The 13,248-nt window shown below is 67.0% G+C and carries 12 protein-coding genes and 1 pseudogene; 9 read left to right on the forward strand and 4 right to left on the reverse strand.

Going from position 1 to position 13,248, the window contains the following annotated elements:
- The first annotated feature begins 92 nt into the window (after positions 1–92).
- The 3 genes from BMG07_RS27890 to BMG07_RS27900 are packed head-to-tail and all read left to right on the forward strand — an operon-like array spanning position 93 to position 3,837.
- A complete protein-coding gene (locus BMG07_RS27890; protein WP_198087253.1) occupies positions 93–1,610 on the forward strand; it encodes a sugar ABC transporter ATP-binding protein in 1,518 nt (505 codons plus the stop codon).
- Positions 1,607–2,722 carry an ABC transporter permease gene (locus tag BMG07_RS27895; protein ID WP_198087254.1) on the forward strand — a complete coding sequence of 372 codons (1,116 nt, stop codon included), beginning with the start codon at positions 1,607–1,609 and terminating at the stop codon, positions 2,720–2,722. Before BMG07_RS27890 ends, BMG07_RS27895 begins: the two co-directional genes overlap by 4 nt.
- Positions 2,719–3,837 carry a substrate-binding domain-containing protein gene (locus tag BMG07_RS27900; RefSeq protein WP_198087255.1) on the forward strand — a complete coding sequence of 373 codons (1,119 nt, stop codon included), beginning with the start codon at positions 2,719–2,721 and terminating at the stop codon, positions 3,835–3,837. The genes BMG07_RS27895 and BMG07_RS27900 overlap by 4 nt, the downstream gene beginning before the upstream one ends.
- 18 nt (positions 3,838–3,855) lie before the next feature.
- Here BMG07_RS27900 and BMG07_RS27905 read toward each other — a convergent pair whose 3' ends face one another.
- A complete protein-coding gene (locus tag BMG07_RS27905; RefSeq protein ID WP_198087256.1) occupies positions 3,856–4,755 on the reverse strand; it encodes a LysR family transcriptional regulator in 900 nt (299 codons plus the stop codon).
- 211 nt (positions 4,756–4,966) lie between these two features.
- On the opposite strand from BMG07_RS27905, the gene BMG07_RS27910 reads away from it, so the two are divergent.
- Together BMG07_RS27910 and BMG07_RS27915 are read left to right on the forward strand one after the other, a co-directional pair.
- Positions 4,967–5,932, forward strand: coding sequence for a tripartite tricarboxylate transporter substrate binding protein (locus BMG07_RS27910; protein WP_269759452.1), 966 nt, complete (start codon positions 4,967–4,969; stop codon positions 5,930–5,932).
- A gap of 1 nt (position 5,933) precedes the next feature.
- Complete coding sequence (locus BMG07_RS27915) at positions 5,934–7,259, forward strand: FAD-dependent oxidoreductase (protein WP_269759453.1); 1,326 nt, start codon at positions 5,934–5,936, stop codon at positions 7,257–7,259.
- Positions 7,260–7,275: 16 nt separating this feature from the next.
- Here BMG07_RS27915 and BMG07_RS27920 read toward each other — a convergent pair whose 3' ends face one another.
- On the reverse strand, positions 7,276–7,677 hold the full coding sequence (locus BMG07_RS27920; protein WP_198087258.1) for a phage holin family protein: 402 nt from the start codon (positions 7,675–7,677) through the stop codon (positions 7,276–7,278).
- 66 nt (positions 7,678–7,743) lie between these two features.
- Positions 7,744–8,472, reverse strand: a complete 729-nt coding sequence (locus BMG07_RS27925; protein ID WP_269759454.1) for a response regulator transcription factor — start codon at positions 8,470–8,472, stop codon at positions 7,744–7,746.
- 112 nt (positions 8,473–8,584) lie between these two features.
- On the opposite strand from BMG07_RS27925, the pseudogene BMG07_RS45095 reads away from it, so the two are divergent.
- The 4 genes and pseudogenes from BMG07_RS45095 to BMG07_RS27940 all read left to right on the forward strand — a co-directional run.
- Positions 8,585–8,911 (forward strand): annotated as a pseudogene (locus BMG07_RS45095) (7TM-DISM domain-containing protein); the annotation flags it as partial.
- 58 nt (positions 8,912–8,969) lie between these two features.
- Positions 8,970–10,541 (forward strand): sensor histidine kinase, encoded by a 1,572-nt coding sequence (locus BMG07_RS27930; RefSeq protein WP_307867097.1) that lies wholly within the window; start codon positions 8,970–8,972, stop codon positions 10,539–10,541.
- 351 nt (positions 10,542–10,892) lie between these two features.
- Positions 10,893–11,678 carry a response regulator transcription factor gene (locus tag BMG07_RS27935; protein WP_198087260.1) on the forward strand — a complete coding sequence of 262 codons (786 nt, stop codon included), beginning with the start codon at positions 10,893–10,895 and terminating at the stop codon, positions 11,676–11,678.
- Positions 11,679–11,751: 73 nt separating this feature from the next.
- On the forward strand, positions 11,752–12,261 hold the full coding sequence (locus tag BMG07_RS27940) for an ESPR-type extended signal peptide-containing protein (RefSeq protein ID WP_198087261.1): 510 nt from the start codon (positions 11,752–11,754) through the stop codon (positions 12,259–12,261).
- On the opposite strand, the gene BMG07_RS27945 is transcribed toward BMG07_RS27940, so the two are convergent.
- Positions 12,212–13,248 (reverse strand): hypothetical protein (locus BMG07_RS27945; RefSeq protein WP_269759455.1); only part of this gene is annotated, 1,037 nt, incomplete at its 5' end. The two genes, BMG07_RS27940 and BMG07_RS27945, sit on opposite strands and share 50 nt — an antisense overlap.

Genomic DNA, 13,248 nt, shown 5'->3' on the forward strand with positions numbered 1-13,248 from the left:
GTTCGCATGCGATCAAGAGTGAAAGCGGCATCTTCCGGTGTACGGGAAAAGCCTAAGTTACCGGTATCACATTGAGTGCCAGACTCCGGCCCATGCGCACCTCATCACTGCTGCGGTTCCAGTCGGTCGGCAAGCGCTTCGGCGGCACGCAGGCCGTGGACGACGTCACGCTCGACGTGAACGCCGGAGAAATCCTCGCGCTGCTCGGCGAGAACGGCGCGGGCAAGTCCACGCTCATCAAGCTGCTCGCGGGCATCCACCCGCTGGACCAGGGCGAGATCTTCTTCGACGGCCAGCCGCAGGCCGCGTGGCGGCGCAGCGACCGGCGCGAGCAACCCGTGGCGTTCATCCATCAAGACCTGGGGCTCGTCGAATGGATGACGGTGGCCGAGAACGTGGGCCTGGGCACGGGCTACCCGCGCCGCTTCGGCCTGATCGACTGGTCGGCCGCCAACGACACCGCGCGCCGCGTGATGGCGCGCGTGGGCTGCGACATCGACCCCGGCCGCCGCGTGTTCTCGCTCACGCGCGCTGAAAAGTCGTTGCTCGCCATCGGCCGCGCGCTCGAAGTGAAGGCGCGGCTGCTGGTGCTCGACGAGCCTTCGGCCAGCCTGCCGATGAGCGACGTGGAGCGCATGTTCGGCGTGCTGCGCGAACTGCGGCGCCAGGGCATGGCGATGCTGTACGTGTCGCACCGGCTCGACGAGGTGATGGCCATCTCCGACCGCGCCGCCGTGATGCGCGACGGCAAGCTGGTCGCGGTGAAGACCACCGCGCAAACGAACGAGGGCGAGCTGGTCGGGCTGATCGTCGGCAAGGCGCTGTCGGCCTCGGTGCCAAAGGCGAGCGTGCCCGCCACGCGCGAGCCCGTGCTGCAACTCGACGGCGCGGCCAGCGGCAATGCGGGGCCGTTGAGCCTGGCGGTGCATCGCGGCGAGGTGTTGGGGCTCGTAGGCCTGCGCGGTGCGGGGCACGAGGCCATCAGCCGCGCGATCTTCGGGCGCGAGCCGCTGTCGGCCGGGCGCATGCAGCTGCTGGGCAAGCCCTGCGGCTTCACCTGCCCGGCCGATGCCATTCGCGCGGGCGTTGCCTACGTGGCCGGCGAGCGGCTCGAAGAAAACCTCGCGGGCTCGATGACGGTGCTCGAGAACCTCTTTCCCAACGCGGCGCTGCACGGCGACCGCGGCCTGGCGTTCGACCGGCCGCGCCGCGAGACCGGCCACGCGCTCGCGCTCATCCGGCGCTTCGACATCAATCCGCCCGCGCCCTCGGCCGAGGTGCAGCAGCTTTCCGGCGGCAACCAGCAGAAGGTGGTGCTGGCGCGCTGGTTCCACCTGGACAAACCCCTGGTGGTGCTCGAAGAGCCGACCGCCGGTGTCGACGTGGGCGCCAAGCGGCAGATCTACGGCGTGCTGCGCGAGCGCGCCGAGGCGGGCACGGCGCTGGTGGTCGTGTCGACCGACTTCGAGGAAATCGCGACGGTGTGCACCCGCGTGCTCGTGTTCCGCGACGGGCTCATCGCGGCCGAACTCGCGGGCGACGCCATCACCGTCGAGAGGCTTCTGGCATTGGCAGCAGGCGCGGCAACGCGCGAGGAAATTCCCGCATGAGCAGTTCGATCAAGTCCACGGCGCTGGAGCCCGACAAGTCCCTCGACGGCGAGGCCCTTTCGCTTGCACAGAGCATCGGCCGCGCGATGCCCGTGTACGGGCTCGTGGTGCTGATGGTGGCGCTGGCACTGCTGTTCTCGCTGCTGCTGCCCGACACCTTTCCCACGCTGTTCAACCTGCGCGCGATCCTGGCCGACAAGTCGGTGATCGCGCTGCTGGCGCTGGCCGCGACCATTCCCATGATCACCGGCAAGATCGACCTCACGGTGGGCTACGGCATCGTGCTGTGGCACATCCTCGCGATCAGCCTGCAGACGCAGCTCGGGCTGCCGTGGCCGGTGGCGGTGCTGGTGGTGCTGCTGTGCGCGGCGCTGTTCGGCGTGCTCAACGGCCTGCTCGTCGAGCTTGCGCAGATCGACTCCTTCATTGCCACCCTGGGCACCGGCACCGTGATCTACGCGGTGGCCATGTGGCACAGCGGCGGGCGGCAGGTGGTGGGCGAGCTGCCCGACGGCTTCGTGGGCATCGCGGGCGGCAACCTGCTGGGGCTGCCCATCGGCGCGTTCTATGTGCTGGCGGTGAGCGTCACGCTGTGGGTGGTGACCGAATTCACGCCGCTGGGCCGCGCGCTCTACGTGATCGGCGCGAACCCGAAGGCGGCGCAGCTCAACGGCATCTCGGTGCGCAGGCACGTGATGGGCGCGTTCGTCGCGTCGGGGCTGCTGTCGGGCTTCGCGGGCGTGCTGCTGGCCTCGCGGCTGCAGATCGGGCAGGCCAGCGTGGGGCTCGAATTCCTGCTGCCGGCGCTGGTCGGCGCGTTCCTGGGCTCCACCACCATCCGGCCCGGCCGCGTGAATGTGTGGGGCACGCTGGTGGGCGTGGCCATTTTGGCCATCGGCATCTCGGGCATCCAGCAGTTCGGCGGAGCCTTCTACGTGGAGCCGCTGTTCAACGGGCTGACGCTGCTGGTGTCGATCGGCATCGCGGGCTGGGCGCAGCAGCGGCGCAACCGCTCGATCAAGCGGCGCATCGCGCAGCGGCAGCTCGACCACGCCGACCATGCCGACCACGCAGCGCCTGTTCCCCTCACAACCAACGGAGACAACGCATGAAGAAAAAGACTGTTCACGCGCGCACGGCCGCCGCCGTGCTGGCCCTGTGCGCCGCCACGCTGGCGCCACACAAGGCCCTGGCCGACGACTTCCTGGACGCCGCCAGGAAGAAGGTCGAGGTCGCGACCATGACCAAGGAAAAGTGGGACGGTCCCACCACCGGCCCCAAGGCCGTGGCCGGCAAGACCATCGTCTTCGTCGCGGGCGACATGAAGAACGGCGGCATCGTCGGCGTGAGCAAGGGCGTGGAAGAGGCCGCGCGCGCCATCGGCTGGACGGTGCGCGTCATCGACGGGCAGGGCACGGTGAGCGGGCGCACGGCCGCGCTCAACCAGGCGCTGGCCGTCAAGCCGGCGGGCATCGTGGTCGGCGGCTTCGACACCACCGAGCAGAAGGCCGCGTTCTCGGGCGCCGCCAAGTCGGGCATTCCGCTGGTCGGCTGGCATTCGGGCGAGCAGCCGGGGCCGAACGACAAGGCGGGTCTGTTCGCCAACGTGACCACGGTGACTGACGACGTGGCCGATGTCGCCGCCTCGTGGGTGGTGGCCGATTCGAACGGCAAGGCCGGCGTGGTGATCTTCACCGACTCGCAGTACGCCATTGCGCTCTACAAGGCGCGCGCCATGGAGGCCGTCATCAAGAAGTGCGGCGGCTGCACCGTGCTGAGCTTCGAGGACAGCCCCATCGCCGAAAGCTCCACGCGCATGCCGCAGCTCACTACTTCGCTGCTGCAGCGCTTCGGCGACAAGTGGACGCACTCGCTGGCCATCAACGACCTGTACTTCGACTTCATGGGCCCCTCGCTCACGGCGGCCGGCAAGAAGGGCGACGGCTCGCCCAAGGCCGTGTCGGCGGGCGACGGCTCCGAGGCCGCGTACCAGCGCATCCGCACGCAGCGCTTCCAGGCCGGCACCGTGCCCGAGCCGCTGAACATGCAGGGCTGGCAGATCGTCGACGAGCTCAACCGCGCCTTCGCCAAGGAGAAGTGGTCGGGCTACGTGCCCAAGGTGCACCTCGTCACGGTGGGCAACGTGGGCAAGGACGGCGGGCCGAAGAACGTGTTCGACCCCGACAACGGCTACCGCACGCAGTACAAGACGGTCTGGGGCAAGTAGGCGGCGCGGCCAGCGCAGTCAGCCGCGCTCTTTTTTCAACTGCCGCAGCGCCGCCTCGGCGTGCGCGACGAAGCGCCCGGCCAGCAGCGAGGGCGCGAAGTTGTCGTTGGTCACGGCGAACACGTCGAATGACGGCGCCTTGAGGATCGGCCGGAAGCTCAGCCGGTCGGTCATGCAGCCGCGCGCCGTGAGGTCGTCGACGATGGCCACGCCCGCGCCGGCCGCCGCCAGCGCACAGGCGGTCTGGCCGGCGCGCACCTCGGTCTGCGCGTCGGGCTGGCAGCCGTGCGCGCGGCACCAGTCGGCAATGATGCGGCCCTGCGGCGTGTCGGGGCTGAAGGCGATCATGCGTTCGCGCAGGATGTCGGCCGGCCGCAGCGTGCGCCGCGCCTCCAGCGCGTGGCCCTTGGGGAACACGCCGGCCAGCGTCCACTGGCCGATGGGGCGCGCGTTGAGCAGCGGGTCGTCGATGGCCAGCGTGGAAATGGCCACGTCGGCCTCGTGCGCGGCCAGCCGCTTGACCATGTCGCGCGCCAGCACCACCTCGACATAGAAGCGCGCGGCCGGGAACTCGCGGCCCAGTGCGGTGAGCGCGCGCGGCACCATGTCGAGCCCGGTGCTGGGGCTGCACAGCACGCGCAGCGTGAGCATCTGGCCGCTCTTGAGGGCCTGTGCGCAGTCTTCGATGCGCGCCACGCCGCGGTACACCTGCTCGACCTCGGCGAACAGCGCCTGCGCCTCGGGCGTGGCCTGCAGCTTGCCCTTGCGGCGCTCGAACAGGCGCAGCCCCAACTGCAGCTCGATGTGCGACAGCATGCGGCTGATGCCCGGCTGCGACACATGCAGCGAGCGCGCGGCATCGGTGACGGAGCCGGCCAGCATGACGGCACGGAAGACTTCGATCTGTCGCAGGTTCATGACTTGGCCTCGCGCTTCGGCGTTGGGAGATAACGCGATGTTATGGGCTTGCGACGTGTTGGTATTTGCCGGCCGCGCCCGGTCTTTCTAGGATCGGCCCGTTCATTCAATCAAAACCACAAGCAGAGGCAGGCAAGACATGGTCCACCGTCCGGTCGCGGGTCGGGGTGCGCAGGCACCCGGCGTCACACGCAGAAGCGTTCTCTCGGTCATGGCGCTCGGCGCCGCCGGCACCCTCCTGGCCGCCGGCCCGTGGCGCCGCGCCACGGCGGCGGAAGCCTGGCCCAGCAAGCCGCTGCGCATCATCGTGCCGTTCGCGCCGGGCGGCGGGGCCGACGGCTCGGCGCGCGTGCTGGCCGAGGTGCTGGCGCCGCAGCTGGGGCAGGCGGTGATCGTGGAGAACAAGCCGGGCGCGGGCAGCGCCATCGGCGTGGCGGCGGCGCTGCAAAGCCGCGACGGCCACACGCTGCTGATGGGCAGCAACAGCATGGTGATCAACCCGGTGCTCAACCCCAAGCTCACCTACGACGTGGCGCGCGACTTCGACGCCATCGGCATGGTCTCGCAGCAGCCGTTGGTGCTGGTGGTGCCGGCCGAGTCGAAGGCGATGAACGTCGCCGACCTCATCGCGCAGGCCAAGGCGCAGCCGGGCAAGCTCAGCGCGGGCAACAGCGGCACCGGCACGCTGGCGCACCTGACGGCCGAGCTGTTCGCGCAGGAGACGGGCACTTCGCTCGTGAGCGTGCCCTACAAGGGCGAGAGCGCGCTGATGCCCGACCTGATCTCGGGGCTGGTGTCGATGGGCTTCCTGAATTTGCCGAGCGTGATCGTCCACATCCGCTCGGGCCGCCTGCGCGCGCTGGCCGTGTCGTCGGCGCAGCCGGTGGCCGAGCTGCCCAACGTGCCGACCTTTCGCAGCCTGAAGCTGCAGAGCCTGGAGGTCGAGGGCTGGGCCACGCTGGTCGCGCCCAAGGGCACGATTCCGTCTGAAGGGCTGGCCCGGCTCGAGAAGCTGTTGGCCACGGCACTCCAGTCCGACGTGGTGAAGAAGCGCTTCAGCGCGCTGAGCCTGGAAACATTCACGAGCGGGCGCGAAGTCACGGCGCAGTACCTGAAGACCGAAGGCAGCCGCTGGGGCGAGGTGGTGAAGACCCGCGGCATTCACCTGGAGAACTGACATGAACGAGAGCACGGGCATGGGCCACGCCAGCAGCCGCACGGTCGAGGCCGACGTGGTGGTGTGCGGCGGCGGCGTCGCCGGCACGATGGCCGCGGTGGCCGCGGCAAGGCAGGGCGCGTCGGTCGTGCTGGTGGAGCGCTACGGCTTTCTCGGCGGCAATGCGACGGCGGGCGCGGTGGCGCAGTTCAACAGCTGGCAGACCGGCAACGGCCGCACGGTGGTGGCGGGCCTGGCCGACGAGGTGGTCGCGCGGCTGCGCCTCTATGGCGCGGCGCGCGCGCACGAGCGTTTCATGATGTCCACCGGCCACCACATGGACCGCGTGGAGTACGCACCCGAGGTGCTCAAGCTGGTGCTCGACGACATGGTGGCCGAGGCCGGCGTGCGGCCGCTGCTGCACACGACCCTGCTCGACGTGGCAAGCAACGGCCGGCATATCGACGGCATTCGCGTGCTGACCAAGGGCGGCGTGCTGCTTCTGCGCGCGGGGGTGTTCGTCGACGCATCGGGCGACATGGACGCGCTGAAGCAGGCCGGCGCGCGCTTTCTCGAGCTGGGCGACGGCGAGGTACTGCAGCCGGCGACGATGATGTTCCGCTTCGGGCCCATCGACTTCGAGCGCTTCGGCGCGCTGTCGAAGGCCGAGCTGTCCGCACTCGCGGCGCAGGGCTACGCGCAGGGGCAGCTGGCGCGCGCGGCGCTGCATTCGAGCCGCGATCCGTATTCGGACGACGGCTGGTTCAACATCAGCCGGCTGGGCATCGACGCCACCGACCCGATGGCGCTGGGCGCTGCCGAGATCGAAGGGCGGCGGCAGGCGTGGAAGGCGGCATGGTTTCTCGCGAATGCAGTGCCCGGCTGCGAGAAGGGCCGGCTGCGCGCCTTTGCCACGCAGGTCGGCGTGCGCGAGACGCGGCGGCTGGAAGGCGACCACGTGCTGACCGCGCAAGAGCTGCTGGAGCCCGTGCAGTTCAGCGATGCGATTGCGGCGGGCGCGTACCCCATCGACATCCACCCCGCGACGGGCGGCGCGCTGCACTACGTGCCGATGGACGCCGACCACGCGTATCAGATCCCGTACCGCAGCCTGATTCCGAGCATGCTCGACAACGCGCTGGGCATCGGCCGTGGCATCTCGGCCAGCCACGAGGCGCTGGCCGCGATCCGCGTGATGACGATCTCGATGGCGGTCGGGCAGGCGGCCGGCATTGCGGCGGCAATGGCCGCCAGGGCGGCCGAGGGCGGCATGGGCGCGCAGGTGCGCGCGGTGAAGGTGCCGGCGCTGCGCGAGGCGCTGGTGCGTGGCGGCGCCGTGCTCGCCTAGCGAACGCGGCGCAAAGTCAGAGCCAGTTGCCGCTTTGCGGCATCTGCACCTTCTCGGCCGGGTCGTCGCTCGTCACGAACGAGCCGATGACCACGCTCAGGATCGAGATGAAGATGCTCGCGAACAGCGCGGTCCAGAAGCCGGACACGCGAAAGCCCTTCACCAGCGCGGCCACCAGCAAGATCATCAGCGCATTGATGACCAGCAGGAACAGGCCGAGCGTGACCAGCGTCAGCGGCAGCGTGAGCACGATCAGCAGCGGCTTGACGATGGCGTTGGCCAGGCCCAGCAGCAGCGCCGACACCACGAGCGCGCCGGTGCTGTCGAACTTGATCCCGCGAAACAGGTGGCTCGCCACCCAGAGCGATATGGCCGTGATGGCCCAGTGGATGAGGAAGGGGGCCAGGTTGTTCAGCATCTCTGAAAGCTCGCGATTCGTGAAAAGGGGCTGGTCATTATCCGTGCCCGGCTTTGGGGGGCGCGTTCAGCCCTGGAACTCGTAGCCCGTTCCCCTGACCGCGTGCAGCGGCAGCGGAATGCCCGCGGCCAGCGCCTTGCGCCGCAGCCGGCTGACGATGGCGTCCACGCGCTGCAGGTCGACATGCGCCGACTCGTCGCCCAGCGCCGAAGCGAGGCGGGCTCGGTCCACGGGCCGGCTCTTCTGCTTGAACAGCAGCGTCATCACGGCGCGCTCCGAGGTCGTGAGGCGGATGTGCTGGCCCTTGGGGTCGCACAGCAGCCAGTTGCCTTCGGTCAGCGCCCAATGTCCAGTGCCGGCGGGCGCGGCCTGCGGCGCCTTGTCGGGCGCGCTGGCGTCCGCCAGGCCCATGCGGCGATGCACGGCTTCCAGCGTGGCGGCCAGCTCTTCGGGGTGCACGGGCTTGACGAGATAAGCGTCGGCGCCGCCGCGCATGCCGCGCACGCGGTCGTCCAGCGTGCCGCGTGCCGTGGCGAATACGATGCCGACATCGCTGGCGGAGCGCAGGTGGCTGGCGACGGAGAAGCCGTCTTCGCCGGGGAGTTCGACATCGATCACGACGATGTCGCAACGCGAGACGGCGAATGCGCGGTAAAAGGCGGAAGCGCTTCCGAAGCCGGAGGCCTTGAAACCCATTTGATTGAGGCTGTAGACCAGTGCTTCCTGCAAATCCTCTTCGTCTTCGATCAGGTAGACGCTCAGTTCCTTGCCGGCTGTCGGTTTCAGGTCGTCCATGGTGTTCCTGGCATCCAGCCTCGTGGGGGTACGGAATTCTAGGGGCGTCGTTCCACGGGACGCCGCGCGCGGCATCGGCATGAAAACCAAATTTCGGTCGTTGGCTTTGGCAATGTTGCTGGGGCCGTTGCTGTTCCTGCTGAGCTTGCGGGCCGACGCCTTCGTGCTTGCCGCGGGCGACGGGCTGGCGCAGCCGGTCAGGCTGTCGGAGCAGGTCGAGTACCTGTTCGACGCGTCGAACGCACTGACGATCGAAAAGATCCTGGCGGCGCCGGCCGAGGCCGGCTTCAAGGCCGGCGACGTGGAGTCGTTCACGGGCTACACCCACGCCGCCATCTGGGTCCGCTTCTCGTTGCAGCGCGCCCGTGGCGGCCCCGACGACTGGGTGGTGAAGGTGTCGCCGAACTGGCTCGACGACGTGAAGGTGTACAGCGGCGATTCGGGGCAGGGCCGCCTGCTCGCGGAAGTCGGGGACCTTCATCCTTTCTCGCGCGCGCGTGAAGATCAGCCAGTTGGCCTTTCCGGTGACCTTGGGCGACGCACCGCAAACTTACTACCTACGGATCAAGACGCACGGGCCCGTTCCGTTGCTGCTGAACGCCTGGCAGAAGCCGGGCCTGGAAAAGAACGAGGCCGAGCGAACGATCTTCTACCTGGTCTTCTCGGGCGGCGTGGGCGTGATGGTGCTCATGGCCCTGGTGTTCTGGGCATGGATCCGGGGGGTGATCTATTTCCTGTACGCCGTTTTCCTGCTCGGCATTTCGTCGGCGCTCTTTGCCTTCCAGGGGTACGGAAGCTCGCTGTTCTTTCCGGACAGCGCAGTGTGGGCGGACCGCTTCACCGATATCGCGGCGTGTGTCTTCATGTCGACCGCCGCGTTGTTCGTGAGCCGGTTGTTCGAGTACGAGACCTATTCGCCGGCGGTCGCGCGGCTGCTGGATGTGTCGGCGGTGGTCTTCGCCGCACCCATTCCGCTGATCATGATGGGCGAGATCGGGCAGGCCATCTGGTGGGTCGAGACCCTGGGCGTGTTGCTGACGATCTTCAACAACTTCTTCATCGCCTGCATCATCTTCAGGTGCAGGGCCTACCAGCACGCGTTCTCGGCGACGGCGTTCTTCCTGGTCAATACGTCCTGGATCTTTTACGGCGGCGTCAATCTCGGGTTCATCCACCTGCAGCACTGGACGTCGGAGGGCGCGCTGGTGCAGTTCTTCCAGATCATCAACCTGGTCTTGCTGAGCATCGCCGTGGCCGCCCGCGCCATCCAGATCGAACTGCAACTCAAGCATGAGCAACAGAATGCGCTGAGCGCCCTGAAGATCGCCGAGAAGGCACTGGAAGAGCGGACCCGCCAGCAGGAGTTCGTGGCGGTGATCTCGCATGAGTTCCGCACGCCGCTGGCCGTCATCGGGGCGGTGTCCCATGCGCTGGCGGTGTCGCCTTCAGGCCTGGACGAGCGGGTCAAGACCAGCATGGGCAAGGTCGGCAAGGCAGTGCACCGCCTGTCGGCCCTCATCGAGAACATCCTGCTCGACGACGCGCTGGAAATGAACGCGACGCAGGCGGGCAAGGACTTCTTCGACCTGAAGGAGCTGATCGAAGGCGTGGGCAGCGTGGGCTCGCCCGACGAAGATTCGCGGCTGCTCGTCAACGTGCCCGATGCGCCGCTGTTCTTCGCGGGCAACCGGGCGCGCATCGAGATGGCGCTGCGCAACATCGTGCAGAACGCGGTGAAGTACTCGGATCGCAACAGGATGGTCGAGGTGCGGTGCCATCTGCTCGACGGGCGGCTGGCCGTCGACGTCATGAACGCCGGAAGGCCGATTCCCCGGAGCGAGCAGGGCAGCCTGTTCGAGCGCTACTTTCGCGGCGTGCAGTCTTCGCGCATTTCCGGTTCGGGGCTGGGCCTGCACATCTCGCGCACCATCGCGCGGCAGCACGGAGGCGACGTGGTGCTGCTGTCCAGCGATGCGCGCGGCACGGTGTTTCGCCTGTCGCTGCCGCTCGGCGCACCGAATTCCAGCGTGGCGCCGACACACCCTGCCGGCGCCGCGATAACCCCTTGAGCGTCTCCGCGGCACGCAACGAGTGTGAACTAATCGACAGCTCAAAATTTAATTGCCGGTTTGCAATTGCGGCACTTAACGTCAAAAAGCGTCATTAACAAATGTGGCTTTATGTGACGGCATATACATCCGCATAGGTTGGTTTGCATGTTTGCCGAAGGGCATCGGCACACCTAACGAAATCTGCAAGTTTTCTATCAATTCATGCAGTCAGACGGCTGAGTTGATCGTCATTTTTCGTCATTGCTCCAATGACGTTGCCCTCCTAAATTCGCGCCGCTGAAGCAGCAACGAGCGCGAATTTTCATTTCTGAATGCAAGCGCGCTCACATTCAATCTTGGGGCGCGCACATGCAGATATCCAGTTCTTACGTCACCACCTTCGCCCCCCCACGACCCGCCGCAACATTGGTCGCCGTGGTGGCCGCGGACACCGAAGGTTCCGTGACGCTGTGCCAGTACGTCGACCTGATGGACCATGGTTCGCGCGCCTTCGCGACGCTGGACGGCTTGATCCAGGCGCTGCAAGGCGGCGTGTACTTCGACATGCTGCTGGTGACTTTGCCGGCCGACGTCGACATGACGCGCCTGCTCGCGATTCGCCGTTTTTCCGAGGCACCGACGCTGTTCGTGCTGCCGCGCGAGCAGCTCCATATGCTGCTGCCGGTGGGTGAGGCCCTCTCGGATCTGGAGGGCATCGATTTCGTGCTGGCGCCCATCGATCCGCGCGAACTCAAGTCACGGCTGCGGCTGTTGGCGCTGCGCGGCGCGCCCTTCCGGCCCCAGGGCGACCTGACCTGGGGCGACTACAGGTTCTGCGTCGGCAACCGCGTCGCCTTCTTTCGCGACAGCCCGGTGCAACTGAAGCCGCGCGAATTCGACCTGGCCCTCGAGCTGTTCCGGAACATGGGGCGGCTGATGACGCGAGAGCGGTTGTCCAGCGCGTTGTGGGGACGCATGCCCGGCGCGCACTCGCGCACCCTGGACGTTTGCGCGTCGCATGTGCGCAGAAAGCTGGGGCTGCAGGCCAAGAACAACCTGAGCCTGCAAGCCGTCTACGGGCGCGGATACCAGCTGAACGCGGTGGCGCCTCTTCACCCCGAATCCCACCACGGGATCGACTCCCAGCCTGCATAGCCGGGAGCGTGTCTTAGCTCGCCGGCCACGGCATCGGCGAAATCTCGCAAGCAAACAACCAGGGAGTTTGATCATGAACAAGTTCTACAGGGTGGTCTGGAGCAAGGTGCGCATGGCGTGGATCGTCGCTTCCGAAGCGGCCATGACGAACGGCGCCGGTGGCAGATCGGCGAGTCAGTCCGTCGGTGCGCCGCAGGCCCGCAAGGCGAGGCGCAGGTTCGTCGGCACGCCGATTTCCGGCGCCGTGGTTTGTCTTGTCCTGGGGCTCAACGCCAATGGCGCATGGGCCAGCCGGATCACGCTTTGCTACACCACCGGCACCTCGAGCACCTGGAGCCTCAACGGCAGTTTTTCGTCGGGCAATGGCGTGGGTTGGCAGTATTCCAATGCCACGCAGGGAGAGAACAACTGTTCGGGCTCCAAGCAGGGCGTCATCCTTGCGGAGAGCGATCTTGCCGGGGGTGGGGGGCTCGCCGCCGGTACGTCGGCCTACATGTGGGTCGGCGGCACGGGCAACAGCGCTGCGGGGAGCATCACCTTGTACGGGCCTCGGGCATTTCGCTCAATGGCATCACATCGCTGAACGGCAACAAGATCGTCAGCCTGGCTAACGGAACCGCGGCGACGGATGCGGCGACTTTCGGGCAACTGCAGTCGCTGAGTACTTCGGCATCCACCGGGTTGAGTGCTGTGTCCGGCAGCGTGGACAGTTTGTCGACGTCGACTTCTTCGGGGTTGAGTACGGCGACGAGTGGGATCAGCAGTTTGTCGACTTCGACTTCGTCGGGGTTGAGTACGGCTACGAGCGGTATCAGCAGTTTGTCGGCATCGACCTCGTCGGGGTTGAGTACCGCCACCAGTGGCATCAACAGTCTTTCGACTTCGACCTCGTCCGGGTTGAGCACCGCCACCAGCGGCATCGACAGTTTGTCGACATCGACTTCCTCGGGGTTGAGCACGGCTACCAGCGGTATTAGCAGTCTGTCGACGTCGACGTCGTCTGGTTTGAGCACCGTGACGAGCGGTATCGGTAGCCTGTCGACCTCGACATCGTCGGGGTTGAGTACCGCCACCAGTGGCATCAACAGTCTTTCGACTTCGACGTCCTCCGGTTTGAGCACCGCCACCAGCAGCATCGACAGTCTGTCGACTTCGACGTCCTCGGGGTTGAGCACGGCCACCAGCGGTATCAACAGTCTTTCGACTTCGACATCGTCCGGTTTGAGCACCGCCATCAGCGGCATCAGCAGTCTGTCGACTTCGACGTCCTCGGGGTTGAGCACGGCAACCAGCAACATCAACAGTCTTTCGACCTCGACATCGTCTGGCTTGAGTACGGCTACCAGCGGCATCAGCAGCCTGTCGTCTTCCACGTCGACAGGGCTGAGCACGGTGACGAGCGGTATCGACAGTTTGTCTACGTCGACTTCATCGGGCTTGAGTACCGCCACCAGCGGCATCAACAGCTTGTCAACCTCGACGTCGTCTGGTTTGAGTACTGCGGCGAGCAGCGTCAGCAGCCTGTCGTCTTCTACGTCGTCGGGGCTGAGCACCGTGACGAGTGGCATCG

The sequence above is a fragment of the Variovorax sp. E3 genome, assembly GCF_016082275.1.
In the GTDB taxonomy this organism is placed as follows: Bacteria; Pseudomonadota; Gammaproteobacteria; order Burkholderiales; family Burkholderiaceae_C; genus Variovorax.